This is a genomic window from Microcoleus sp. EPA2 (genome assembly GCA_020882975.1).
GTDB lineage: Bacteria > Cyanobacteriota > Cyanobacteriia > Cyanobacteriales > Microcoleaceae > Microcoleus.
In genome coordinates this window covers 83,878-109,822 of the sequence record JAHRFD010000022.1, presented here as the reverse complement: position 1 = coordinate 109,822, position 25,945 = coordinate 83,878, and the positions used below count along the sequence as shown (strand labels likewise).

Sequence of the window (25,945 nt, the reverse complement as noted above, 5' to 3'; positions counted from 1 at the left end):
AATATATAGAAGATCCACATCACTCGGCCAACTAAAGAAAGAACACGGGGACTGAAGTCCCCCGCGCCGCTTCCCTCTCAGGACTAAAGTCTCTGAGTTTCCCGCATCCCGCATTAATTCTTATGAAGCGTCAAGAATCACCGCTGCTTTAGCGGGGGTGAGTATTTCAAGTTCCCACCCAATAATTCCACCAACTAATAAGGCTAGGCATAACCTGAATAGTATGCCTAGCCAATGTTCGGGAGATAATAAATTTGCGATCGACAATGTTTTACCACTAAAAACTGCTAGGATTTAACCCATCTAAATTGCTTTTTTGGGCAGCCAAGAAGCCCACACCAAAAGAAATTAGAAAGAGTTTGATTTTAGCGCAAGACGATATCCGATCGCAATCTGATTCCCAAATCTGTTTGCGGGCGAATCACAATCACATCCACACTGCGTCGCCCGAACAATACCCCCGCTAAAGCACCAATCCCAGCACCACCCAATACTTCTTCAGTGGCGATGGCTTTGTCGCCGGTAATCCCAGCCAGGGCTGCTGCTGCTGCTGCGCCCAATCCTGCACCTTGGGCGATGGAACCTCCGTTAGCACCTTTTTGAATTTTTTCGGTTCTGGTAATAATGCCAGAATTTCCATCAATCCGATAGCGTTGGCGGCGGTTAACAATTAGTTCTGTAGCCACAAATTGAGTACCCTTTTGATTACCCCTTCTAGCAGGTTGCAGTTGACCGACAATTTCACTACCTGCGGGGATTAAAACTCTACCTTGAGCCGTGCGGATGTCTCGTGCTACTCTTAAACTTAAAGGTGCAGTTTCATCGGGAGTAACAACAATTTTATCTTTTTCATAGCTCACTGGAATTATACTGCCGGCTGGAATTCTGATACTACTATCTAATTGGGAGTATCTTTGGGCTGTGGCGGGATTCGCTACCACCAGTGGGATACTGGTTCCTAGGGTAATTCCTAGGGCGAGGATGGCTGCGGTGGTCGATCGCCATGTTTGAGAAGTAATCATATAAATTGTCTCCTTGCTTCGGTTTTGCTTTACTTGGTAATGCACAACTGCTAAACTTTTTCTGATTTCCCGTTCCTTTGATAGTTTAATGATGACAGGTGGGAATTCCTCAAGTTGGGAAGATAAGGTAGATAATCAAAAGTTTTAAAAATTCCCAAAATCGATCGACTCAGGAAAATTTAGAAGTTTGGGAAGATAAGGTAGATACACTCAAGACTCAAGATTCAATTGTTAAGAGTATTTAAGGCTAACAAGCCGGCACCGAAAGCTGGTTCGTGTCGGGGTGCAATTACTTGGGCGTTAGGGGCGATCGCACTTATAGCAGTTTCAAACCGACTCTGGCAATTTCCCTCGCCACCCCACACACCTCCGATCAGCACAATTTCAAATTCTTCTGTTTGGTTAAACAGCCCTGAAATTGCTGTTTTTGTTGCTAAAACTAATTCGGCCACTGCACTATCCATAATCCCCTCAGCTATAAGATCGCCCTCTGCGGCGGCGCGATCGACAATGGGTGCTAAAGCAGCAATTTCCTTCACTCCCCAACCGCGTCGGTAAACGACTTCTACCAAGTCTTCCAGGTTTTTTAGGCCTAAATGTATTTGAAATTTATCTGCAAGTGTGGTATGAACTTGCCGTCCATCGTAGAACCTCAAAGCAGCTTGCAAACCCTGAATGGCGATGTTGTAGGCGCTACCTTCATCCCCTAAAATATATCCCCAACCCCCGACTCGTTTAGTTTTTCCCAGGCGGTTTTGTCCGAAAACAATCGATCCTGTACCGGAAATAATGGCGAGGCCGACTGGATGGCCCGTACCGCCTACCAGTGCGATCGCGCTATCACTGGAAATTATAATATTTCTGGGCCCGAAAGACCGAGTAACGGGTAAATTAGGAGTCAACTGCAAGTTCTGTACTAAAAATTGCAGGATTTCCACGTCTTTCGGACGTCCGACTCCTGCTAATCCCAGACAAATTGCTTCTATTTTTAGATGGCTATCGGGGTTGATGTTAGCGGAAATTACAGCTTGTTCGATCGCCAATTGAATCGATTGTTTGGCTGACTCTATTCCCAGTGTTTGATAATTTGATGGCCCTGCTTCACCGCGTCCCAAAACCACCTGATTTTCATCCATCAACAGACAAATAGTCTTAGTACCACCGCCATCTATGCCAAATACGTAACTCATGCCAAAATTCTCCCTCAAGCGGGCAAAACAACACCCGAATTTGAATGCCAACTTAATATTATAACATTCTTTTTAGTGGCTCTTAAAATACATAATTCAAATGTGGTAGTTGTATAATTTTTGGTGTACAGTTAATTTGGAAAAAATTGCTAAATATTCCCATAATTTTGGGCAAAAATCATGAAAGTCGGCGTATTCAGTACCAAATCCTACGATCGCACATTTCTGGAAGCAGCCAATGTCGATGACCAACACGACTTAGTTTTTTTTGAACCCCGCCTCACTATGGAAACAAGCGTTTTGGCGACAGGATTACCCGCCATCTGCGCCTTCGTCAACGACCAATTAGATGCCAAAACACTAAGTGCGATCGCCCAAACAGGTGTCCGCTTAATCGCCCTGAGATCCGCCGGCTTCAATCACGTTGATTTAGCAGCAGCCCGCGACTTAGAACTCACTGTCCTCAGAGTACCCGCCTATTCTCCCTTTTCCGTCGCCGAACACGCCGTCGCCCTGATTTTATCCCTCAACCGCAAAATCCACCGCGCCTACAACCGCGTCCGGGAAAACAATTTCGCCCTAGAAGGGCTGTTGGGCTTCGATCTGCACGGACGAACTGTCGGAATCGTTGGTACTGGGAAAATTGGTGCACTTACCGCCAAAATTCTGCACGGATTTGGATGTCGCCTCACAGGATACGATGTGTCCCAAAACCCCGATTGTCTGGGGATGGGGATGGAATATCTGTCGCTACCAGAACTATTTGCTACTGCCGATATCGTCAGTCTCCATTGTCCCCTGCTACCAGAAACCTACCACCTGATCGACGCAGCAGCCGTCAATCAGATGAAAGAAGGGGTGATGCTGGTTAATACCAGTCGCGGTCAGTTGATTGACACCAAAGCCGTAACTCAAGGACTGAAGTCTGGTAAAATAGGATACCTGGGTTTAGATGTTTACGAACAAGAGACCGACTTGTTTTTTGATGATTTGTCAAATCAAGTAATTCAAGACGACATATTTCAGCGTCTGTTAACTTTCCCCAACGTCTTAATTACCGGTCATCAAGCTTTTTTCACTGAGGAAGCTTTGAGAAATATTGCTACCACAACAATCAGCAATATCACTGATTTTGCACAAGGACGCCCTTGTCTCAATCAAATCAGCCTCGATCGAGTAAAAAAATAAGATCTCCATTGCTTGCCAGGATTAAAGCAGTCCACCCTGTATCTTTGTTCATTAAACCCAGTTTCTGCGTCAGTCCTTTTTACTTGCAATTTGTGAAACTTTGCTGTACTAATTACCGGATAATTAGACGGCAGCAATTCTCAGGTTGCAATTTAACTTAACAATTGAGGAAAGTATCAAATGACACAGGATAATTTTGCCGAAGAAACAAAAACAATCACTGAAGTCACCAAAATCGACATGGTAATTGAGAAACCAGGTGCGATCGCGAAAATCGAAACCCCAGAGACTACAGCAGGACAGTTCCAAGATATTAAAGACCAAGTTTTGACGATTTTGTCAGAACTGCCAGTCTATGTATCCAATTTTTTCGCCGAATATCAAAAGCCGATCGTCACCGTGGGTTTAATTTTGACAGGTGCCGTAAGTGTCAAAGTAACCCTGGCTGTACTCAATGCTTTGAATGAAGTGCCTTTGGTAGCCCCAACTTTTGAATTGATCGGCCTTGGATATGCAGGTTGGTTTGTTTACCGCTATTTGCTCAAAGCTTCCGATCGCCAAGAATTGCTAGCAGAAATAGAATCTTTAAAAGAACAAGTTATCGGCAAAGATTCTTAAAGAGAGTAGTTATTGGTTAGTGGTTATTTGTGAGTGATTAGCGGTTAGTGGTTAGTTGCCCTGCCCGCTAGCCCTTCGACTTCGCGGCGGTAGGCCAGTGCGCAGTCGAAGCGCAGGACAAACTGCGTCGAAGAGTTAGTGGTTAGTTGTAACAACAAATAACCAATAACAAATAACAAACAACAAATAACCAATAACCAATAACCAATAACTATTATCAATTTGGATGGCAAATTTGTTGCAAAGTAGCGGTAAAATCTGGGTAGGAAATAGCCGCAGCTTCGGCTCGATGAATATTAGTAGTTCCCCTGGCATTCAGGGCTGCGATCGCTAAACTCATCGCGATTCTATGGTCTGTGTAACTATCAACATCAGCGCCGGTCAAAGAAGTTCCTCCGGTAATTTCTAAACCGTCGGGTAACTCGGTAATTTGAGCACCCATGCGGTTGAGTTCCGCAGCAGTCACAGCTAGCCGATCGCTCTCTTTGACTCGCAACTCGGCCGCATCCCGAATCATGGTTGTACCAGATGCAAAAGTCGCCGCTACTGCCAAAATCGGAATTTCGTCAATCAGTCGGGGAATTAAGTCACCAGCAATGGTGCATCCCCGCAACTGGGCGGAACTCTTCACCAAAATATCGGCTACCGGTTCTCCAGCCGCCACCCGCTGATTTTGCAGTTCAATGTGAGCTCCCATCATTTCTAAAGCTTCCAAAATGCCTGTACGAGTTGGGTTGACACCGACATTTTCCACTACTAACTCGGAACCAGGGACGATCGCCCCAGCAACTAACCAAAAAGCCGCCGAACTAATATCTCCTGGTACAATTACTTTCTGCCCTTGGAGTTGAGCAGAACCTGTCACTGTAACGCTACAAGTTTCAGGATCTACCGTTAATTTCGCTCCAAAAGCTTGCAACATTCGTTCGCTATGATCTCGTGACAAAGCCGGTTCAGTAACAGTCGTTTCTCCCTCCGCCATCAAACCTGCCAGTAGAATACAAGATTTAACTTGAGCCGAGGCGATGGGGGAATGGTAGTGAATCCCTTTTAATTGCTGTCCCAGTACCGCTAAAGGTGCTAGAGAATTATTTCGCCGCCCCCAAATTTGTGCTCCCATTTGTTGTAGCGGTTTAATGACACGGGACATGGGGCGCGATCGCAGGGAACTGTCCCCCGTCACCGCAAAAAAACGCCCTGGATGAGAGGCTAAAATCCCCAACATCAACCGCATAGTCGTCCCCGAATTACCCGCATCCAAGACTTCCACAGGCTCCTCTAATGCGCCAATTCCCACACCCTCGACTGTTACCAATTCCGTGTTGAGTTCCGAAACTTTGGCTCCCAGGAGTGAGAAACATTTAGCAGTGCTCCGGGGGTCTTCTCCCAGCAGCAGGCCCTGAATAGTTGTTTCACCGTGGGCGATCGCACCCAACATCAAAGCTCGGTGAGAAATTGATTTATCGCCCGGAATCCGAATCCGACCTTGTAGCGACCAGCCAGATGCGGGTTTTTGAATGCTTAAAGTTTGACTTTCACCGATTTGGGTAGTGGTTATAATGGCAGCTTGCATTGAGATAAACTGTGATGAGATGGCGTTAGTTATCCTAGCGTCTTCCTAGTCATTAGTCAGTAATATACACAAAAAAACCAAATATTACGAAAAGTTTACAATTTCTATCCGTGTATTTACGTAAGCTTACAAACTGTTAACTTTTGAATGACGATCGACACAATTGGAGATTTGCGATCGGCCATGTTACATTTTTGATGTATGAGACAAAATCTGCTGGTTTCTATCCTTTGATCTTCCATCACAAATTCTAGATTTTTTATTATTATGCTGACGCATCACCGCAAGCCTGTAAGTCTATCGCTGATCTCCACAGATTTACCCCTCTGGTCAGTCGTTGAAACTGCTGGTACACTGTATCAAAAAGACACCGATCGCTTTCACTTATTGTTGCACGAACCAGCCATACTCGATCGCACATTTAGCGATGGCTCGAACGAACCAGTTTCTATCTTACCAACTACTACAAAACCGCGGTTGCTGTGGCTAGAAGTTTCCCCCTATCGAGTAGTGATGACTATGCAAGGAAACGGCAAATACAGTTACCGTCACTGCTGGGAGCGAGGGATGTACGGCCTGAGTCGTTATTGGCTTCAGGGAGAATCCCTAGTAACTCCTGAACAGTTACGGCTTCGCAACTTCACCCGCCAATTAATTCTCACAGGAAAGCCGGAACCGGAACACCTGCGATTAGAATACGAACTGTGGTCGGAAAAAGTGCAACTAGGTCGATATATTTTGAATTTAGAAATCCATCATTGACTTTTGCTCTTACAGTAATTAATCAGTTTCTGAGTCACAGCATCTTGAGTGGCTGCGGCTTCATTCGCCTGCTGTCCAGCTTTGATAATATCTGCTTGAGCTTTTCGGATTTGCTCTCGACCTTCTATACTTGTAGAAGCACGATTTCCAGCCTCAAGAGCTTTGCCTATGTCTCCAATTGCTTGACCCATTTCCCGGAACGATTTGACTGACTGGCTCTGCAATTCTTTGAGGTTGGTGTCTGTCACTGGCAGAGACTCTAATTCTTTCGATGTTTGGTTTAAGTCTTTAGCTAAGTTCTTGGTAGTCCCTGTATCGTTGCTGTCTTTTTTAGTTTCAATCAGTGCGTTGCCTTTAGTGACAATTTCTGTCAATTTAGTACATTCGACAACTCGGTTGTCTTTGTTGCAACTAACAGTTAACAGACAGCAAGCAGCAACGAGCGGAATGATAGCAATTTGTTTTGGTAAAAAGTACATTAATCCTCACTACGTCCCTATTTAGGAACTATGGTAAAAAACAGCAATAACCTACAGAAAGGTAACATTTGGGGATATCTTACCCTACTTTTGCCTATTTCCTTAACGGCGGTTGCCAGTTTTGAGTCGGGAGGGATGTTTTGGACGATCGCCACCGCCGCAGGTATGGGTTGGGCTTACAAGCTGTACCAGCAGCAACAAAAACAAAAAATCGCTCATTTAGACTCAGTTTTCTACCGATTAATCAAGGAAAATCAAGGGCGAGTCACTGCTTTGGATTTGGCGATGAATGCCAAACTCCCTGGAGCTAAAGTTCAAGAGTATCTAGACGAGCGCGCCTCTGAGTTTGGTGCAGATTTTGAAGTGACAGAGCAAGGCGGAATCTTGTATTATTTCCAAGTAGCTCCTGCTGGGAATATAGCCGAAACAATTCCTGGGCAAATCGGAGAAATTCCTGTCAAACCAGCAGAAACCAATCCGCAAAAAGTCTCAATTAAAAGTCCTGATTTATTCCCCATTTCCCCCAAAAAAGCCACTAGAAATCCCAAAATATCTTTTACCCAGACCGAACTATCCCGCAGATTTAAAGTTCACGCTAGCACCATCGGTAAGTGGAAACTCAAGCCAGAGTTTGCGCAGTGGAGCAGCGAAAAAGACCCAGAGGCGATCGCCTGGGAATATTCAATCAAAAATAAGCGCTTTTATCCCAAAGATTAAGACCAGAAGGTATCATATTATTTGTATTTCTCTTTTTTCCTGGCCCCTATGTCACAACCAACCTTGCGAGTAGTCGCACGCCTCGTCGCCTTTCCCGAAAAAGTAGCCGAACTTAAATCCCTGTTACTGAGCATTATGGAGCCAACTCGCCAAGAACCGGGCTGCATCAAATACGAACTGCTGCAAAATCAGGCAGACCCCACTGATTTTACCTTTGTTGAAGAGTGGGAAAGCTCCGATTTACTGGAACTACATCTGGCTTCAAATCACATTCAAGAGGCTGTGATGAAATTAGAAGGTTTAGCAGTTGCACCGCCAGATATCCGTCGCTATAAATTGCTAGCTTGAGCGACTGTTGAAATCTAATTTGTTCCTGTTAGTAACCCATTTTTTTCCTCCTACTTCCCCTGGAGCCGGGGAAGAGTATAGTTGAATTTACCTGGTCTTAAAAAGATGACAACACCAACCATAAAACAATTATTTACTTACCCCATTAAAGGTCTGACACCGCAACCAATGTCTGACTTGGACTTAACATCAGGACACGGCATTAAGGGCGATCGAGCTTTTGCCTTAATCTTTGCAGATTATATTGAAACGGAAAAAAATTTCACGGAAAATTTGCCTTGGATGAGCAAAAAACATTTTGCTGTCCAAAACGATTGGCCGGCTTTAGCAGCCCTATCCTGTGAGTATGAACCAGAAACAGCAGTTTTAACAGTTAAGCAGCGAGGAGTGGAAGTATTAACAGCAGCAACCAATACAGCAGCGGGGCGCGATCGCATTAGCAGCTTTTTTACCGAATATCTAGCCACCATTGAACCCACCAAGGAAGCCAGACACCCGCAACGCTCACCTTTGTATTTAGCAGGAAATAGCAGTGGCGAAACTCGCTATCCTGACAGAGAACCCGTACACATTTCTTTACTCAGTCAAGCAACACTAGACCAATTAACAGCAAGGGCAGGTAGCCACATTGATGTAGGCCGATTTCGCCCGAATATTGTGTTAGAAGGTATGACACCTTGGTCAGAATTTGAGTTAATCGGTAAACAGTTTCAACTAGGTAACGCACTAATTGAAGTTACAGCACGAATTGGTCGCTGTGTCAATATAGAAGTGAATCCAGAAACGGGCGATCGGGATATGGCGTTACTCAGTTTACTGCAACAAGAATTCGGTCACGCACAAACTGGTGTGTTAGCCAAAGTGATTAACAGCGGTCATGTTAAACTCGCCGATATTTTGAGTGCTGTTTAGCTAAACGACTCGATTGACGATCGTCCAAACATCGCCGTCCGATCGCACATAAGGAACAGAAATACTTTTAAAACCTGTAATAAAAGGCTTGTAATATACCTGCCAATAGCTAGGGCTGATTTGGTCGGCGATCGCCTTAAGCCCTTTCACCTCCTGCGCCAATTCCGCAGCCAATTCATTAATGCGTTCAGCATGAGTGCGAGCGAGATTTCTACCTTCTTCCACTTGCTGTTCCATCGGACTTAATTTTCGCACCTGAACCGAGTGGTTTTCCATGTGACTCAATTGAGCAGACAAAGCGGCGATCGCATCATCTATCCCCTTGATTTCTGCCGACACTTGTGCTGTTTCCCTGGCGTGACGGCGGTAAGCATCGGCGATAGCTTGAGGGGAATCACCTACTGGGGCGATCGCGGCAATACTAATCTGCTGGCGCTCCCGTCGTAGCGTTTCAATTTGAGAGCAAATTGCCTCTATCTCTGCCTGAAGTTTGTCCACCTAACTACCATATTTTTTGAGTATTTTAGCATTTTAACCTAAGCCATAGCAAGACTGGATATCAGGTACCAGATTTATTGAAGCAGTCCGATACCTAGATATTCTGTGGTTTGACGTTGGCATCAACCAACAGCAACAATACTGCTGTGAAAAATACGTTCGATCGCATCCTCCACCACCTTATCCGGTGTCGAAGCACCAGAAGTCACACCCACCACAATCTTACCCTCCGGCAACCAGCCGTCAGCGATCGCTAAATCAGCCCCCAAAGGCTTGTGTTCGATCCGATTGCCTGGTAGGATGCGTTCTGCAGAATCAATGTGATAAGAAGGAATAGCGCGATCGACCGAAATTTCCTGCAAGTGAGTCGTATTAGAAGAATTAAAACCCCCAATGACCACCATCAAATCCAACTTTTCATCAACCAAACTCAACATAGCATCTTGTCGTTCTTGAGTAGCATCACAAATAGTATTAAAACTCAAAAAATGGTCGTTCAACTTATCCGGTCCAAACTTACGCATCATAGTCTTTTCAAACAACTTACCAATCTGCTCCGTCTCTGTTTTGAGCATAGTAGTTTGGTTAGCAATACCAACCCGTGCTAAATCCACATCCGGGTCAAAACCAGCCGAATAAGCCTTACTAAACTTCGCCAAAAACTCATGGCGATCGCCACCATTAATGATATAATCGCTGACATATTCAGCTTGTTCCAAGTTCAGCACAATCAAATATTTATCAGCAAAAGAACTCGTAGCCACAGTTTCTTCATGCTTGTACTGACCGTGAATAATCGAAGTATAATCCTTCTTTTTGTGCTTCTCAACAGTATTCCAAACCTTAGAAACCCAAGGACAAGTTGTATCAACAATCTTGCAGCCCTTATCATTAAGCAACTGCATTTCTTGAACGCTAGCCCCAAAAGCCGGTAAAATTACCACATCACCACTATCAACCACCGAAAAATCTTTTTCCCCTGAATTAACAGCAATAAAACCAACTGCCATATCCCGCAAATGTTGATTCACAGAAGGATTATGAATAATCTCATTAGTAATCCAAATCCGTTCTGTAGGGAAATGTTGACGAGTTTCGTAAGCAATAGCTACAGCGCGTTCCACACCCCAGCAAAAACCAAAAGCCTCGGCCAAGCGAATAGTGACATTCCCGCGTTCCAGCCTGTAATTATTGTCCCGAATTTCCTGAATCAGACTGCTTTGATAAGCCGTTTGCATCACCTGCGTAACCTCAGCTTCATGACCAAAACCCTTACGGTGGTAATTTTCCGACTGTTGTAGCGATCGCTTAAAAGCTTTAGTATCCATGGTGTATCTATTTCAAATTAACGTTAATTACCTTTAATTTTAGAACGGGTGAGGTGCGATCGGGACGATCGGCCGATCGAAGGGAAGAGGGGATATGATATTTGTACGATCGACGGATTGAAAGGAAAGAAGGAATGAACCACGAAGACACGAAGGACGCGAAGGAAGAAGAAAGAAGAATTAGACAACTGGGCGAACAGGTAGAACAGTTAGCCTATAGAGCGATTGGAGCGGCGATTGAGGTGCATCGGCTGACGGGGCCAGGATTTTTAGAGTCAGTGTACCAGGAATCCTTAGAAATTGAATTTCGGATACGGGGGATACCTTGTCAACCTAAAAAGCCAGTAGCAATAACCTACAAAGGTTATCCAGTAGGCAAAGGTCAATTAGACTTTCTGGTTGGGGATATCCTAATTGTCGAACTAAAAGCTGTCGAAAAGCTAACTCCCATCCATGAAGCCCAAGTTATCTCTTATCTTAAAATGACCAAAAACAGCCTAGGCCTTCTGATCAACTTCAACGTTCCCATCCTCAAAGAAGGCATCAAACGCATAATTCTCACATCTTAACCCTTCCTCCTCTTCCTTCTTCGCGCTCTTGGCGTCTTCGCGGTTCATTAAAAAAAATTTAAAAAAAAGCGCCAAAAGAGGGAAGAACGACTGAACCGCGAAGACGCGAAGGACACGAAGGAAGAAGAAAGAAACACTTGGGCGAACAAGTAGAACAGTTAGCCTATAGAGCGATTGGAGCAACGCATCATTCTCTCCTTTCAACCTTCTTCCTCCTCTTCCTTCTTCGCGCTCTTCGCGTCTTCGCGGTTCGTTAAAAAAAACTTAAAAAAAAGCCTAGAGATGCAGATACCTGCGTCTCTAGGCTAAAGTCGATCGAACTTAGCTAAAAAATCAGCTTCCCACCTTCTTGGGCGCAAAAGGAGAACCTGACTCAAAGGCACTAAAACCACCAGCAAAATCCTCGCCGTAGGCTTCTTCACCGTGTTGACCAATATCCAAACCTTGGTCTTCAGAAGATGAAGGCACTCGCAATTCCATAAACTGTCCCAGAAGTTTCAGGATCAAAAAAGTACCAACCGCAGCAAAAACATAAGTAGCTATAACACTGAGGAATTGAATTCCCAGTAGCCCAGGATTTCCGAACAGCAGCCCATCATTTCCGGCTGAGTTAACGGCTTTAGTCGCAAACACGCCTGTCAGCAGCGCGCCCACAGTCCCGCCAAGACCGTGTACTGGGTAGGTATCCAAAGTATCATCAAATCCCAGTTTCACCCGCAAGCTAACGGCAAAGAAGCAACACACCGCAGTGATAGAACCAATCATGAGCGCTCCAATGGGAAGGACGAAACCAGCAGCAGGAGTGATGCCCACCAATCCGGCCAGGAAACCACTAGCAATTCCCACTGCTGTGGGTTTGCCTCTGAGTACCCATTCCAAAATTGTCCAAGTTAAGCCGCCTGCTGCTGTAGAAATCATCGTGGTGACAAAAGCTACAGTTGCCAAGGAGCCAGAACCCAGAGCACTACCGCCGTTGAAGCCAAACCATCCGAACCACAGCATTCCAATGCCCAGCAACACGTAGGGGACGTTGTGAGGGGTGTGGGGTTTGTTCAAATGGTCTTTGCGAGGTCCAATTACCCAAGCTGCGACTACGGCAGAGACACCGGAACTGATGTGTACTACGGTGCCACCGGCAAAGTCGAGGGAGCCGATCGCCCCCAGCCAGCCTCTACCCCAAACCCAGTGGGCTAAGGGAGAGTAGATGAAAGTTGACCACAGTAGTACGAACCAGAAATAGGTTTTAAAGGTGACTCGTTCGACGATCGCCCCAGAAATCAATGCTGGAGTGATGATGGCGAACATCATCTGATAAACCATGAATACTTGGTGAGGAATTGTCGGTGCGTAGCCGACGGGATCGATTTTGTCGGCTGTGACACCGTTCAAAAACATCCAGTCTAAGCCCCCGATGAAGCTTTCTAGTCCTGTGCCAAATTCCGGGGCTTTGATTGATACATCAAAGGCTAAACTGTAACCCCACAGAGTCCAGGTGACACCGATCATTCCCATCATCACCAAACTCATCATCATGGTGTTGAGGACGTTGCGCGATCGCACCAGTCCTCCATAGAAAAATGCTAGTCCAGGTGTCATGAACAGCACCATTGCTGAGGAAACTAGCATCCAAGCTGTATCGCCCGTGTCGATCGGGTTTGGTTCAGCAACCGCAGCAGCAGGGGCAGTGTCTTGAGCTAAGGCATTATTCATCAGTGGCCCGCTCAACAACCACATTGCAATTAGTCCGATCTTTAAACTTTTTTTGAACACGTTAGTGTTACCTCTAATACTCAGTAATTTGCAGAGTTGACCGAGCCGATTTTAGATGTGAGGATGTTAGATGCAATAGTTATTTGGTTTTAAGATCCTGTATGACTGGAACAAATCTTAAATAGATAATTCCCGCTCCTCAATTTTTCCACTGCTAATAGGCAGACTCATCTAAAACCGTCAATCTGTCGCCCCCAATTTAGTGACTTTTGGATTGCACCATTTGTGGCGTAGGTTATTCTGTATCCAGATATACTAAATTTTCTGGTCTGAGATTTTCTTAATCATCCACGGGTACTTGACATCACCCCTGACTACGGAGTAATAACGACCGAGAGGATAAATGGGGGAGAATTGGAAAAATATGGGTGATTACTAATCACTCATAACCCATCACGAAATCACTCATGACTAATTTTTTAACTGGATTTGACCAAAAAGTTGCAATGCCGATCGCCACACTAAATAACCTCGATCGTTGAGGTGCAGCCCATCTGTGCTGAGTTCAGTTAATAGGTTGCCGTCGGCATCTGTAAACATGGGGTGCAAATCCAAATACAAGACATTTTCCGAAATTGCAATTTCTTTCAATCGCCGATTGATTTCCCGAATCCGATTATTAGAAATAGCTAACAGCCGATCGCGATTTTCCCAAGTAGCTTCTTCCCCGCTATGGGGCAAAATCGATTGCACCACCACTTGTGCCTTGGGATGAGCCCACCGCAAATCCCGAATAATCTGTCGCTGGTTGTCCAAAATCCCTTCATCTGTCGCCCCGCGCAGCAAATCGTTAATCCCGATCATCACAAACACCGTATCCGGTTGAGTGCGATCGAACAACTGTAACCGCTTCAGCAAACCCACTGAAGTTTCTCCCGAAATTCCCTGATTCAGCCAAGTTCGATCGATCGGCAACAACTTCGTCGGAAACCACATACTCAAAGAATCCCCAGCCAAAACACTCAGCCTGGAGGGTCGATTTACTGCCATCGCCTCAGCTTCCCTGCCTAATTGTGTTACCCACTGCTGGTAAGTCCACTTATGTCGCTGTCCCACCATCGGCCCATCGGAGACAGATTTGAGGAGATTTTGCTGGCGCATTTGTTCATCAACCCTAGCAGCACTAACGGCTGCACTGGCTGGGGAGCTTTCTGACAAGTTTTGTCCCCCCAGCACAAGCTGAGCTACAGTGACTATAAGTATCCCATTCGTCAACAGAGATAGCCAAGCCCAAAAGGGAACTCTTTGAGATCGTTCCCTTGCGAATATGAGCCGTTGACTCTTCCGTCCGCTAAATCCTCCAAACTTCTCCATAAACTCAGGCGATTTGCACGCACCACAACAAATAATTGGCACGCATTACTGCATCAAAGTTTACCGCTCCAGTTTCGCCTCAATTCTGTGGAGAATCAAGCACTGTGATGTGTTTGGCAAGGGCGGCGATGCAGAAATTGGCTTTTGCCGACCACTCTACCACAAAAAATCTACCAGCCAAAGTTTCTGAGTTAGTCCTGGAGGCAAAATCCCAGGAGGCGATCGATCCAAAGGCAACGATCGATTGTGTTAGAGTTTCATCTCCTTGCTAGTGTTGCTGCCAAATTCTGTTTCCTTGACAAATCCGCTGTAGGCTTCCATCCCATGTTCGCCGATATCCAAACCTTCAGCCTCCTCTGCCGCAGTGACTCGGATACCCAGTAACACCTTGAGTGCATACCAAAAAATTGTACTCAGCAGCACAGTCATCCCGCCTACAGAAATAATCCCGATCAACTGCGGTATTAGTTGATCGAAACCACCCCCTACGAGCAATCCTGCTTTCGGCCCTGCGGTATAAATGCCAGTTGTCGGACCATCGGCAAACAAGCCCACTGCCAGAGTACCCCAAGTACCACAGACTAGGTGAACCGAAGTTGCTCCCACAGGGTCATCAATTTTCAAGTTGTCAAAGAAAGGAACCGCAAAAACTACCAGGATGCCTGCGACAATACCGATAATCGCAGAATTAGGGACGTTGACCCAAGCGCAGCTAGCAGTCACTCCCACTAAGCCTGCTAGGATGCCATTGATAATCATCGACAAGTCTGGTTTGCCTAAGTAAAGCCAAGCCGTAACAGTAGCAGCCACTCCTCCGAAGGCACCAGCCGTGTTCGTGGTGATCGCAATGTGGGCTATCGCATTAGCATCTGCTGCCATTGTTGAACCAGGATTGAAACCGAACCAACCTAACCACAAAATCAAACAGCCCAAAGTAGCAATACTCATATTGTGTCCCGGCATCGCCACAGTATCACCGTTACGATACCTACCATGCCGTGGTCCCAAAAATGCCGCTCCCATCAAAGCGGCCCAACCACCTACAGAGTGAATGACTTCCGAACCTGCAAAGTCGTAAAAACCTGCTTTTGCTAGCCAGCCACCACCCCAAATCCAGTGTCCGGTAATTGGGTAAGCAATCCCTACTAACAGCAAGGAAAAAATTAGGAATTCAAGGAATTTAATTCGCTCTGCAACGGCTCCAGAAACGATGGTCGCCGCAGTTCCCGCAAAAACTAATTGGAAAAAGAATTTAGCATTTAGAGGTACTCCAGTCCAATTTAGAGAGCTAAAAATACCTTTGTAAGCCTCTCCCGTGGCGGGACTGTTGTCAGTGACATTCCACAGAAAAAATCCACCACTGGTGCCAATAAAGCCGTTGCCATCACTGAACATTAAACTAAAGCCGATCGCCCAATAGGCAACAGTAGAAAGCGCAAAAACAATTAAGTTTTTCGAGAGCACGTTGACAGCATTTTTTTGGCGACAGAATCCGGTTTCCAGCATTCCAAAACCGGCATTCATAAAGAACACCATCATCCCAGCTACCATCACCCACATGGTATCCATACCCACTTTCAGGCTAGCTAATTGTTCTTCCGTGGTGGGTGTGGGGGCGGTTTGAGCGATCGCAGCGTACCCCGATACCAAAACTATAATTGCAGCTAGGGGTATGCAGGCTTGCAACGTTGGACTCAATCGCTCGATCGATATTTGCAACTGACGGTACATTTTTGCTGTGCTCGCAAGATTGAGCGATCGCCACTTTAATACTCGTTGCCTTGCTTTTTTCCAGTTTTTATTTTTTGCCATTAGTTTAGATCTCTCCTCAACTACTTTGTAAGCATTATAGAATCCAAGCAATTTTACTACACAATATTCTGTATCATTTGCTTCGATCTAAATATAATCGATAACCTATCTCATTTAGCTGAGATTGCTTATCCATTACCGATTGAGATAAGCTTCGACGATATTGCTGGATTCGCTCTAGCAATTCTGGCTGGTAAACTGCTAAAATCTGAACTGCTAACAAGCCAGCATTTTTAGAATTGCCGATCGCCACTGTGGCTACAGGTATCCCTGCTGGCATTTGGACGATCGAGTACAAAGAATCTAATCCTTGCAGGTGACGGCTCGGTACTGGCACGCCAATCACCGGCAAAGGTGTTAAAGATGCTACCATACCAGGCAGGTGGGCGGCTCCCCCCGCACCTGCAATAATCACTTTCAATCCCCGTTGGTGCGCGTTTTGCGCATATTCTACCATGCGATCGGGAGTACGGTGGGCTGAAATGATCGCCACGGAGCAAGGGATGTTGAATTCTTCGCAAACTGCGATCGCATCTTTCATAGTGGGCAAATCAGAATCGCTACCCATGATAATTCCAACTGTCGGTTGATTCATATAGTTTTGAGATTTGAGCTTTCCGATCAATGCTAATCTAAAATCTAAAATCTAAAATCTAAAATCTAAAATCGGATGACTGAAGCGACAAACTCAACTTTTTTCCCTACAAATATTCTCAATGCGAGGCTCCCCGGTTGTAAGGAATTGCAGATGCTGGCTGTGGATGCAACTGGTATCATTCAAGAAGTTTGCCCGATGGACAAAGTGTTTAAACGGGTTTCTCCCCCAAATTTACAAGTCATCGATGCAGCAGGTGACTGGGTTTCTTTGGGCGGAGTTGACTTGCAGATTAACGGTGCCCTCGGTTTGGCTTTCCCGGATCTAGAAACCAAGCATAGGGAATTTTTGTCGGAAATTTGTCAATTTTTATGGAATCAGGGAGTCGATGCTTTTTTGCCGACTTTGGTGACAACTTCACTAGATAAATTTAGACGATCGCTCTCAACTATTGCTGATTTTATACGCACTACAAAAAATACTACTTCCCTAACTAATCAAATCAAAACAGCCTCAATCATCGGCGTTCACCTCGAAGGGCCTTTTCTTAATCCCCACAAGCGAGGTGCTCACCCCTCAGAATTTCTGTTGCCACTAACCATAGAAAATGTCAAGTTAGTTTTAGGAGATTGTGCTGATATTGTCAAAATAATTACTTTAGCACCAGAGTTAGATAGTAGTGGCGAAGTAATTTCTTATTTACAAAGTTTGGGGATTACAGTTAGTCTCGGACACTCTCAAGCGACAGCCGAACAAGCCCAACAAGCATTTGCACGGGGTTCTTCCATGGTAACTCACGCCTTTAATGCGATGCCGACTTTGCACCATCGAGAACCGGGTTTGTTAGGTGCAGCCATTGTTACTCCGGGTGTTAAGTCCGGTTTAATTGCTGATGGCAAGCACGTTTCTCCGACAATGATTGATTTTTTACTGCGCGCTGGTAGATACGAAACAGGTGTTTTTTTAGTTAGCGATGCTTTAGCTCCTTTGGGTTTGCCAGATGGTGTTTATCCTTGGGATTCTCGTCAAATAGAGGTGAGAAAAGGTACTGCTTGGGTAAGATTAGATTATCACTCACCACTGGAATCGGCTACTTTGGCGGGTACAACACTACCACTTTTAGGCGGAGTTCAAAATTTGGTGAAGTGGGGAATTTGTGATGTGGCAAGTGCCATCGCCCTGGCAACGGAATCTCCTAGAAATGCGATCGGAATTTCAGGAATCATTGGCTTGCCCGCAACTCAATTGTTACGCTGGCATTTGGATGAACCCACAAAGGAATTAACTTGGCATCGCTTGTTTTAAACGAAGATGGAACATTGAAGAAGGAAGATAGTCCTTCGATTAGGCACGCGCCTACGGCAGCGTAGCCGGAGGGCAGGAACCACATTTACTGAAGAAGGAACAAAGGAAGAAAAAAAATTAGACTTGGGAAATTTATCAAGACCCAATCTTTTTCGGGCAAATTCCAAATTACGACCCCCAAGCATTATAATACCTAACTGTTGGCAATAACTCAGCAGCAGGCAGACTAATGAATTTGGCAAACGACAAGGATATTGTCAAAGAGTATTTTAATTCCACGGGATTCGATCGCTGGCAGCGAATTTACGGCGATGGCAAAGTCAATAAAGTGCAGCTAGATATTCGCACGGGGCATCAGCAAACGGTAGATACAGTCCTCCAATGGCTGCAAGCTGACGGCAATTTGCGCGGGCTGTCAGTCTGCGATGCCGGCTGTGGCGTTGGTTCTCTGAGCATTCCTCTGGCTGAGGCTGGGGCAATTGTTTGTGCTAGCGATATCTCTGAAAAGATGGTAGCAGAAGCTTACGATCGAGCTACAGTCGCTCCGGGCAAGCTCTACAACGTCTCCTTCACAGCCCAAGATTTAGAAGCATTGAGTGGCAATTTTCACACGGTTATCTGTCTGGACGTGCTGATCCACTATCCTCAAGATAAGGCTGCGTCCATGATTGCTCACCTCAGTTCGATCGCCCAATCCCGACTAATTCTGAGTTTTGCCCCCAAAACTTTAGCACTCACCGTGCTCAAAAAAATTGGTGAATTTTTCCCCGGTCCTAGCAAAACAACTCGCGCTTATCAGCACCGGGAAGCTGATATCATCAAAATCCTCGAAAACAATGGTTTTGTGGTGAACAGAACAGCGATGACTAGCACGAGCTTTTATTATTCTAGATTGCTGGAAGCTGTACGCAAATAGGGTAAAAATATCAGCAAATTCTCAGGCAAATTTAGATAATAGCAAATCTGGTTCAGTCATCCCCTCGATCGTGTTGGAAAAGTGCGTCGCTGTTGTAATCTTTGTATTCTTGGCGAGAATTGTTTCTGGCGACGCACCCAACAAGGGCTAAATCTAGGGAGTCAAAATTGTTGTTGGTTCTATAGATTACATAACCAACGACAAATAGATTCTCTTATATCAAATCCTCTCTTCATTGGAATTATTAAACTCTCTCTTCTCTTCCTTCGCGTCCTACCCTACGGGAACCCCTGCGGGGAACGCGCCTTCGCGGTTAAATCACCTGACGATACAACCGGAATTGATATTACCAGCAATGGTGAGAGTCGAAAGAATTGCACGAGTTAGTTTTCTTTGTGCTAAAGCTCCGCCCACATTACGCATTGACCCACCAAGCGTGTCACCACGAGTCAGTAGGAATCTAAAGACCAATTCCTCCACAAAATTTGTCCCTGCTGGCTCAAGAAAATTCCTGATTAGACCATTTATCGCTTCAATCTTATCCTTTGGCATCAAATGAGTAAGAGATTTCTCAGACAATCCTGCCGCAGTCAACAATCCCATTTCAATACCTTTAACGTTTAACAAATCAGTAGGAATCTCGGCTTGACGCGCAGCTTCTTGAAGTGCCCTTGCTTCGGCGACGTAAGGTGTAGCACGTCGATTTTTTTCAAGCGCAAGTGCAACAAAACCCGCACGAGTGGCTTCATGAGTTGTGACAAGATTATCACTGGAATCAAGATGGTTACGATAAGCACACATAGGTTTCGAGTTATGGCTTCTTCCATATATAAACGCACTTCCTCAAAGGAGCGCGTCCATAATTTCCCATCTGTTGACTACTATTTCCCTTATCACCTGGTAAGACGAGAATATTTTCAGTAATAAACCCTGCTCCGTTAATTTGATTCTGGTCGATCGCACTTACGATCGCATTAACCCACAGATTGATATTCTGCGGTTCCCCTTGCAATGGTAATAGGACGCGATCGCAGTAATATTGTTCTCATTTGAGTGGTAGACGGATTGTAAATGTACTGCCTTTTCCTAACTCACTCTGGACTTGAATGCTGCCTTGATGAGCCACTGCGATCGCACTTGCAATCGATAGCCCTAATCCTGTCCCTCCTGTGGCTCTAGAGCGATCGCTCTGCACTCGGTAGAAACGATCAAAAATTCGCGTTTGTTCGGCTGGGGCGATACCAACACCTGTATCTTGAACTTGAATTATGGCTTCCTTATCAGTGCCATCAAGGATGGCAAGGATTATCCCTCCTGCGGGAGTGTAGTTAATCCCATTGGTAATTAAATTCGTCACCATCCGGTAAAGTTGGGCTTCATCCCCAAGAATTACAACTGCTTGCGAAGCACGAATTTCTAACTTCAATTCCACCTCAACTATCATGGCCAAACCTGCAAGTTCTTCAACCAAATCGCAGATCAGATCGTTCAAACAGCAAGACTGCAATTGAGTCTGAATCTGTTGTTGCTCAATTCGACAAATAAACAGTAAATCTTTGACTAACCTGGAGAGGCGGATGTTTTGTCGTTCGATAATATCCAGGTTTTGATTAACCTCTGTTAAGTCTTCAGCCAGACGAGTATCTTCAACAGTAGTTTGAATGACAGCCAGAGGCGTTCGCAATTCATGAGCGGCATCGGAGGTGAATTGTTGCATCTGGCGATAGGACTGATAAATTGGTCGCATTGCTACTCCCGCTAACCACCAACTACTTCCTCCTACTAACAATATTGCAAAGGGTAAGCCTAAAAACAGAAACAATCGCAAAGTGTTCAGATAAGCATCCCATTCTTTGAGCGATCGCCCAATTTGCAGATAACCCCAAGGCCAACCGTCCTTTGTTCGCAGCAATACAGAAATTTGATAGAAGCGATCGCCCTTAGAACAATTCAGAATCTGCCAAAACTCCCCTGGAGCAAAACGTTTTAATACATTCGGCTGCTCTCCACTCGTAGCTAAAACACGTCCAGATTCGTCTAAAAAGCGGAGATAATATCCCTCCTGCTGAAACACCCTAGCAGTATGTCGCGCCCCCTCATTGCCTGAAGAGTAACAGTTTTCATTCCACAGACACAAACCGGGCAAAATAGTTTTAAAGCTGGATGAAAGCTGTCCCGGTTGTTGTAATTGTGGTTCGATAGTGTCATGCAGCGTTCCGGCTAAGGACTGTAGTTTTTGCTGGAGAATATATCGCTGCGTGTGAAACACAACCTGATAGACTGCAACACCGCATATACCTAACAACAACCCCAAGACGATCGCATACCAGCCTGCGAGTTGCCAGCGCGTGCGGTTAAATAGCTTATTCGAGTGCATATTATATCAATTGCGGTTGCATCGTCAGGTGATTGTTAACTGTTGACTGTTAACTGTTGATTGTTATACCAATTTAATGGGTCGTTGCACAGATCTCGATCCCCCTCGCATCCCCCTTAAGAAGAGGGACTTTGATCGGAATCTTGTCCCCCCCTTATTAAGGGGGGTTAGGGGGGATCAGATTCTATGCAGCCTCATAAAAAATTGGTATTAACTGTTAACTTGATTTGATAATTCCGATGCTGGCGGAATTGATATTAATTTTTCAATCGATAACCGAATCCATGAACCGTTTCAATCATCCCCTCACAGCCATAATCTGCCAGCTTGCGGCGCAATAGACGAATTCTAGCAGCAACTACATTGCTCATCGGGTCAGCATCCACATCCCACAAACGAGTCAAAAGTCGATCGCGCGTTAAGATTTGATTCGGGTGCTGCATGAAATATTCCAGTAACCGAAACTCATTAGCCGTCAGAGGAATCACTGTTAGCTGTCCTCCATCATCCGCAGTAGAGATGATTGATTTAGTATAATCAAGCAGCAACCGCCCCGCCTCAAGTTGGGCATGATTCAAATGGGGCGACTTTTCTGGCGACAAACTCCGTCCCCGTCGCTGGAGAGCACGCAACCGGGCTAACAACTCCGCTTTAATGAACGGTTTCATCAGATAGTCATCAGCCCCAGCATCCAGCCCAGCCACCATATCCTCCGTGCGATCTTTTGCTGTCAACATCAAAACGGGTAAAGGATTATTCTGCCGGCGCAAACGTTGACACAGTTCCAGCCCAGAAGTTCCCGGTAGCAACCAGTCAAAAATGGCGATCGTATACTCTGTCCATTGATCTTCCAAATAGTTCCAAGCAGTCGTACCATCCTGCACCCAATCTACCAGATACTTTTCGCGGCTCAAGGTGCGTTGCACGATCGCACCTAAATCGGGTTCATCTTCCGCCAGCAGAATTCTCATTTTATTGCTATCTCGTCCGATACTTTTTTTACTAAATAATTCGGAATGATTTAACCGCAGAGGGCGCAGAGGACACAGAGAGAGAATAGAGGGATACAATACAGGACGATGTTACCGGATACCAATTTCGTAAATATTTGCTACAGATGCTATTCAAAGCCCCCCCTTACTAAGGGGGGGTTGGGGGGGGTTAGTTATGTCGCGCTACTTTATGAAATTGGTAGGATTTGATATCATATTGTTTCCGGTTGCATCGGTATTGTTTAAACTATTAACTGTTATTAGCCTACTTCTTTGGTTGGTGTCTGCTCAATACTATAGTTTCTCAACTCGGTTGTTTCCATCATCCGTTTCGGCATCAGATACTTGCCAAATCGAGCATACAACGCAGGTAGAACCAGTAGAGTAAGAGCGGTTGAGGTAAAGAGCCCGCCGAGGACAACGATCGCCAATGGTTGCAACAATTCCTTACCAGCCCCACCGTTTAACACCAAGGGAATCATCCCCAATGCCGAAGTGAGTGCAGTCATCAAAATCGCCAGCAACCGTTCCATTGAACCTTCGACAATTACTTCCGAAAGTGGCATTCCTTGAGCAAGTTTGGTGTTGTAGTTGTCTACCAGTAGCAATCCATTGCGCGTCGCCACACCAAACAAGGTCACAAAGCCCACCATTGACGGAACAGAGAGAACACCACCCGTTAGCAGCACTGAGATGACACCGCCAACCAGTGCTAATGGTAAATTGACCATCACCATCAGCATCGCAGGAACGGATTTCACTGTGAAGTACATCAATACTGCGATCGCCACCACCGCTAATATTCCGAAAATTAGGAAGTTTTGAGCAGCCCGTTGTTCCGACTCATACTGTCCGCCGTACTGAATATAGTAGCCTTGGGGCAGTTGCACTGATTGCTTAACCTTGGCGCGAATGTCATCGACAACCGAACCAACATCGCGTCCCTGTACGTTAGCTGACACCACAATTAAACGCGAGACGTTTTCCCGGTTAATCGTGTTCGGGCCCTTGCCAAAGTCAACCTTTGCTACTTCAGAAAGCGGGATGATTTGACCTGTTGGGGTATTAACTTGGAGGTTGCGAATCGTGTTGAGATTGCGACGGGCTGATTCGTTGACCCAAACCAACACATCGACCAATTGTTGACCATCGGCTACTTGACCAACGACGCGACCATTCAGGGCTGTTTCGGTGAAATCTGACAATTGGGCGATCGTCAATCCGTAGCGGGCGGCTGCATCTCGGTTAAATTGAATTTGCACCTGACGGATCGGAATTTGGGGCTCAAGCTGAAGATCTACCAATCCCTTTACGTCTTTCATTGTCGTTTCGATTTGTTCTCCAATGCGACGGAGTTCTTGTAAGTCGTTACCAAATACTTTAATGGCGATCGCACTTCTCACCCCCGACAACACTTCATCCATCCTGTGACTGATAAATCCACCGACATTGCCGGCAACTCCCGGAAACTGACCCAATACTTCGCGTAAAGCTTGGATCGCCGCAGGACGGTTTTTCATCGCTGCTTCACTCAGTTCCACGTCCAAGTGTGCCAAGTTCACCGATGCCGCATCTGGGTCGCCCGGAGCACGCCCCGATCGCAGTTGTACAGATTCAAACCGGGGGTCATCCTTCAGCGCTGTTTGAATCGCTAACCCAACGCGATTGGTTGATTCCAATGAGGAACCAGGATACAGGGCGATCGCATTCATGAGCGATCGTTCCTGGAATGTTGGCAGAAAATCTCGTCCTAATGTCGGCACAATCAGCATCGCCGCCACCATTGACGCTGTGGCCAATCCCAAAATCAAGGTAGAGCGACGCATCGCCAACTGTAGCAACGGATGGTAAACTCGCTTGGAAAACATTGCTAGGAAGGGTTCTTTCGTCTGCATCCGGCTGTGAGGCAACAGAATGGCACACAATGCAGGGGAGATGATTAGGGATTCCAGGCTGGAGATGACGACCACTACCAAGTAAGCGATGCCCATTGGGGTGAAGATGCGCCCTTCCACACCAGAAAGCGTGAAAATCGGTGAAAAGACGATAATCCCAATTAACGTGGCTCCAATCAGCGACTCGCGCACTTCCTGAGAACCCTCAAAAATCACCTCCATTGCTGGTTTGGGATTGGGCGAGAGGCGATTTTCCCGCAAGCGACGGTAGGTATTTTCGCAGTAGACGATCGCATCATCAACTGCTGTCCCGATCGCCACTACCAATCCGCCAAGGGTCATAGTGTTGAGTTCCAGCCCGATCCAGGAACATACCAAAAGTGAGAAAAGTAGCGTCAGAAAGAAATCAAACAAACAGACGGAGAGTGTGCGCCAGTTCATCAGAAACGGAATCAGGATGGCTGCGACAATGATGCTACCTTCGATCAATGCCGATCGCACATTACCAACCGATGCGTCAATGTAGGCATCTTGCCGGAAAGTGACATTCGCCTTCACATCCTGGGGTAAACCCGGTTTAATTTCCTCCATCGCCTCGATGATGGCTTGGGTGACAGTGGGACTATCCACTAAAGGTTGCTTGTTCACCATCAGCACTACAGCCCGTTTTGTATTCCAACTGGCATCGCCTCGCGGTCGTGCAGCCCCAATCTTCACCTCTGCCACATCCCGCAGTAGAATGGTTTTTCCCTCCTGCACCTTGACGACGGCTTTTTGCAAATCTGCGATCGTCTGGATTTGTCCCTCGCCTCGAATCACTAATTCTTTTTCTGGGTCAATCAACAACCCACCGGCGGTTTTGGCATTTGCCTCGTTTGCCGCCTTGACGACTTCCTGAAGAGAAACCTTCAGCGCCTTGAGTTTTTCGGGATTAGCAATCACCTGAAACTGCTGCACCTCTCCGCCGTAGACGAGCACTTGCGATACGCCGGGAACTGCCAGCAAGCGATTGTTGATTTTGCCATCCACCAAACGCCGCACTTCCATGATGGATGTAGTTTCAGAGGTGAAGGCATACTGAATCACTGTCCCGATGGGGGGAGCTAGGGGGGATATCTGCGGTGTACCTATGCCTTCTGGGAGGCGGTCTTGCGCGTCCTGCAAGCGCTCTGCCACGAGTTGACGAGCTTGATAGGGGTCGGTGCCCCACTTAAACACTACCCGCAATACAGAAATTCCTACGGCGGAGGAGGTGCGGACGACTTCAACTCCTGGTGTGCCGTTGACCGCACTTTCTAGGGGTAACGTTACCAAGGATTCCACTGCTTCCGGTGCTAGACCGGGGGCTTCGGTTTGTACTTCTACTTGAGGGGGCGCAAAGTTGGGCAATACGTCGAGGGGCATTCGACTTACAGTATGCAGGCTCCAGATGGTTAGGGCGATCGACCCCAACACCACTAACCATCGTTGAGCAATAGACCATTTGGGGATGACATTCAACATAAAAATGCAATTGGGATAGCGTCAGGCAAACTTTAGAAGTTGGTATGAAGGCAATACGGTTCAGATAAGACAGATCCCCCCTAGCCCCCAGGGCTGTTTCATTCTCTTGTAGGGGCGGTGCCAAGAGTGCCCGCCCCAACCTCACCAAACACATACAAAATCGTGGATGAAGAGGGTAGGCACGGTGGCGCTACCCCTACAAAACCATGATTTGTCACCAGAATGAAACAGCCCTGCCCTAGCCCCCCTTCCCAAGGGGGGG

General features: G+C 46.2%; 24 protein-coding genes. 10 read left to right on the top strand and 14 right to left on the bottom strand.

Annotation, left to right across the window (positions count from 1 at the left end):
• Positions 1 to 365: 365 nt before the first annotated feature.
• Both AAFP14_RS18795 and AAFP14_RS18790 read right to left on the bottom strand, forming a co-directional pair.
• Entirely contained in the window at positions 366 to 1,022 is a 657-nt protein-coding gene (locus tag AAFP14_RS18795) for a hypothetical protein (RefSeq protein WP_341733752.1), read from the bottom strand.
• Positions 1,023 to 1,246: 224 nt separating this feature from the next.
• Complete coding sequence (locus AAFP14_RS18790; RefSeq protein ID WP_341733751.1) at positions 1,247 to 2,212, bottom strand: N-acetylglucosamine kinase; 966 nt, start codon at positions 2,210 to 2,212, stop codon at positions 1,247 to 1,249.
• A gap of 180 nt (positions 2,213 to 2,392) precedes the next feature.
• Here AAFP14_RS18790 and AAFP14_RS18785 point away from each other — a divergent pair, with 180 nt between their 5' ends.
• Both AAFP14_RS18785 and AAFP14_RS18780 read left to right on the top strand, forming a co-directional pair.
• Complete coding sequence (locus AAFP14_RS18785; RefSeq protein ID WP_341733750.1) at positions 2,393 to 3,400, top strand: 2-hydroxyacid dehydrogenase; 1,008 nt, start codon at positions 2,393 to 2,395, stop codon at positions 3,398 to 3,400.
• Between the two features lie 180 nt (positions 3,401 to 3,580).
• Positions 3,581 to 4,018 (top strand): CAAD domain-containing protein, encoded by a 438-nt coding sequence (locus tag AAFP14_RS18780; protein ID WP_341733749.1) that lies wholly within the window; start codon positions 3,581 to 3,583, stop codon positions 4,016 to 4,018.
• Between the two features lie 217 nt (positions 4,019 to 4,235).
• On the opposite strand, the gene aroA is transcribed toward AAFP14_RS18780, so the two are convergent.
• The gene (aroA, locus tag AAFP14_RS18775; protein ID WP_341733748.1) at positions 4,236 to 5,591 is read right to left on the bottom strand and encodes a 3-phosphoshikimate 1-carboxyvinyltransferase; all 1,356 of its coding nucleotides are present in this window, start codon (positions 5,589 to 5,591) and stop codon (positions 4,236 to 4,238) included.
• A 267-nt stretch (positions 5,592 to 5,858) separates the two neighbouring features.
• Between aroA and AAFP14_RS18770 the strand changes: the two genes are divergently transcribed.
• Positions 5,859 to 6,353: a hypothetical protein gene (locus tag AAFP14_RS18770; protein ID WP_341733747.1), complete on the top strand. Its 495-nt coding sequence runs from the start codon at positions 5,859 to 5,861 to the stop codon at positions 6,351 to 6,353.
• Here the strand turns inward: AAFP14_RS18770 and AAFP14_RS18765 are convergent.
• On the bottom strand, positions 6,347 to 6,832 hold the full coding sequence (locus AAFP14_RS18765) for a hypothetical protein (protein ID WP_341733746.1): 486 nt from the start codon (positions 6,830 to 6,832) through the stop codon (positions 6,347 to 6,349). The genes AAFP14_RS18770 and AAFP14_RS18765 overlap by 7 nt on opposite strands.
• 30 nt (positions 6,833 to 6,862) lie before the next feature.
• On the opposite strand from AAFP14_RS18765, the gene AAFP14_RS18760 reads away from it, so the two are divergent.
• The 3 genes from AAFP14_RS18760 (at position 6,863) to AAFP14_RS18750 (ending at position 8,809) form a co-directional block, all read left to right on the top strand.
• Positions 6,863 to 7,549: a hypothetical protein gene (locus AAFP14_RS18760; RefSeq protein ID WP_341733745.1), complete on the top strand. Its 687-nt coding sequence runs from the start codon at positions 6,863 to 6,865 to the stop codon at positions 7,547 to 7,549.
• A 48-nt stretch (positions 7,550 to 7,597) separates the two neighbouring features.
• Entirely contained in the window at positions 7,598 to 7,897 is a 300-nt protein-coding gene (locus tag AAFP14_RS18755) for a putative quinol monooxygenase (protein WP_341733744.1), read from the top strand.
• Between the two features lie 105 nt (positions 7,898 to 8,002).
• Positions 8,003 to 8,809, top strand: a complete 807-nt coding sequence (locus AAFP14_RS18750; RefSeq protein WP_341733743.1) for an MOSC domain-containing protein — start codon at positions 8,003 to 8,005, stop codon at positions 8,807 to 8,809.
• Here AAFP14_RS18750 and AAFP14_RS18745 read toward each other — a convergent pair whose 3' ends face one another.
• Both AAFP14_RS18745 and AAFP14_RS18740 read right to left on the bottom strand, forming a co-directional pair.
• Complete coding sequence (locus AAFP14_RS18745; RefSeq protein ID WP_341733742.1) at positions 8,810 to 9,307, bottom strand: hypothetical protein; 498 nt, start codon at positions 9,305 to 9,307, stop codon at positions 8,810 to 8,812.
• A gap of 122 nt (positions 9,308 to 9,429) precedes the next feature.
• Complete coding sequence (locus AAFP14_RS18740) at positions 9,430 to 10,635, bottom strand: 4-hydroxy-3-methylbut-2-enyl diphosphate reductase (RefSeq protein WP_341733741.1); 1,206 nt, start codon at positions 10,633 to 10,635, stop codon at positions 9,430 to 9,432.
• A 134-nt stretch (positions 10,636 to 10,769) separates the two neighbouring features.
• On the opposite strand from AAFP14_RS18740, the gene AAFP14_RS18735 reads away from it, so the two are divergent.
• Positions 10,770 to 11,204, top strand: a complete 435-nt coding sequence (locus tag AAFP14_RS18735) for a GxxExxY protein (protein ID WP_340522938.1) — start codon at positions 10,770 to 10,772, stop codon at positions 11,202 to 11,204.
• Positions 11,205 to 11,537: 333 nt separating this feature from the next.
• On the opposite strand, the gene AAFP14_RS18730 is transcribed toward AAFP14_RS18735, so the two are convergent.
• The gene (locus AAFP14_RS18730) at positions 11,538 to 12,914 is read right to left on the bottom strand and encodes an ammonium transporter (RefSeq protein WP_341733740.1); all 1,377 of its coding nucleotides are present in this window, start codon (positions 12,912 to 12,914) and stop codon (positions 11,538 to 11,540) included.
• 471 nt (positions 12,915 to 13,385) lie between these two features.
• The gene (locus AAFP14_RS18725) at positions 13,386 to 14,288 is read right to left on the bottom strand and encodes an SGNH/GDSL hydrolase family protein (protein ID WP_341733739.1); all 903 of its coding nucleotides are present in this window, start codon (positions 14,286 to 14,288) and stop codon (positions 13,386 to 13,388) included.
• Between the two features lie 35 nt (positions 14,289 to 14,323).
• Here AAFP14_RS18725 and AAFP14_RS18720 point away from each other — a divergent pair, with 35 nt between their 5' ends.
• Positions 14,324 to 14,560, top strand: a complete 237-nt coding sequence (locus AAFP14_RS18720; protein WP_341733738.1) for a hypothetical protein — start codon at positions 14,324 to 14,326, stop codon at positions 14,558 to 14,560.
• On the opposite strand, the gene AAFP14_RS18715 is transcribed toward AAFP14_RS18720, so the two are convergent.
• Together AAFP14_RS18715 and purE are read right to left on the bottom strand one after the other, a co-directional pair.
• Entirely contained in the window at positions 14,538 to 16,100 is a 1,563-nt protein-coding gene (locus tag AAFP14_RS18715) for an ammonium transporter (protein WP_341733737.1), read from the bottom strand. The two genes, AAFP14_RS18720 and AAFP14_RS18715, sit on opposite strands and share 23 nt — an antisense overlap.
• A gap of 73 nt (positions 16,101 to 16,173) precedes the next feature.
• Positions 16,174 to 16,695: a 5-(carboxyamino)imidazole ribonucleotide mutase gene (gene purE, locus AAFP14_RS18710; protein ID WP_341733736.1), complete on the bottom strand. Its 522-nt coding sequence runs from the start codon at positions 16,693 to 16,695 to the stop codon at positions 16,174 to 16,176.
• A 75-nt stretch (positions 16,696 to 16,770) separates the two neighbouring features.
• On the opposite strand from purE, the gene nagA reads away from it, so the two are divergent.
• Together nagA and bchM are read left to right on the top strand one after the other, a co-directional pair.
• Positions 16,771 to 18,000 carry an N-acetylglucosamine-6-phosphate deacetylase gene (gene nagA, locus AAFP14_RS18705; protein ID WP_341733735.1) on the top strand — a complete coding sequence of 410 codons (1,230 nt, stop codon included), beginning with the start codon at positions 16,771 to 16,773 and terminating at the stop codon, positions 17,998 to 18,000.
• A gap of 229 nt (positions 18,001 to 18,229) precedes the next feature.
• Positions 18,230 to 18,916, top strand: coding sequence for a magnesium protoporphyrin IX methyltransferase (bchM, locus tag AAFP14_RS18700; RefSeq protein ID WP_341733734.1), 687 nt, complete (start codon positions 18,230 to 18,232; stop codon positions 18,914 to 18,916).
• Positions 18,917 to 19,234: 318 nt separating this feature from the next.
• Here bchM and AAFP14_RS18695 read toward each other — a convergent pair whose 3' ends face one another.
• The 4 genes from AAFP14_RS18695 to AAFP14_RS18680 form a co-directional block, all read right to left on the bottom strand.
• The gene (locus AAFP14_RS18695; protein ID WP_341733733.1) at positions 19,235 to 19,717 is read right to left on the bottom strand and encodes an AvaI/BsoBI family type II restriction endonuclease; all 483 of its coding nucleotides are present in this window, start codon (positions 19,715 to 19,717) and stop codon (positions 19,235 to 19,237) included.
• A gap of 244 nt (positions 19,718 to 19,961) precedes the next feature.
• Positions 19,962 to 21,293 carry a two-component system sensor histidine kinase RppB gene (gene rppB / locus AAFP14_RS18690; protein WP_341733732.1) on the bottom strand — a complete coding sequence of 444 codons (1,332 nt, stop codon included), beginning with the start codon at positions 21,291 to 21,293 and terminating at the stop codon, positions 19,962 to 19,964.
• 257 nt (positions 21,294 to 21,550) lie between these two features.
• Positions 21,551 to 22,264 carry a two-component system response regulator RppA gene (gene rppA, locus AAFP14_RS18685; RefSeq protein WP_341733731.1) on the bottom strand — a complete coding sequence of 238 codons (714 nt, stop codon included), beginning with the start codon at positions 22,262 to 22,264 and terminating at the stop codon, positions 21,551 to 21,553.
• Positions 22,265 to 22,545: 281 nt separating this feature from the next.
• Entirely contained in the window at positions 22,546 to 25,683 is a 3,138-nt protein-coding gene (locus AAFP14_RS18680; RefSeq protein ID WP_341733730.1) for an efflux RND transporter permease subunit, read from the bottom strand.
• Positions 25,684 to 25,945 lie beyond the last annotated feature (262 nt).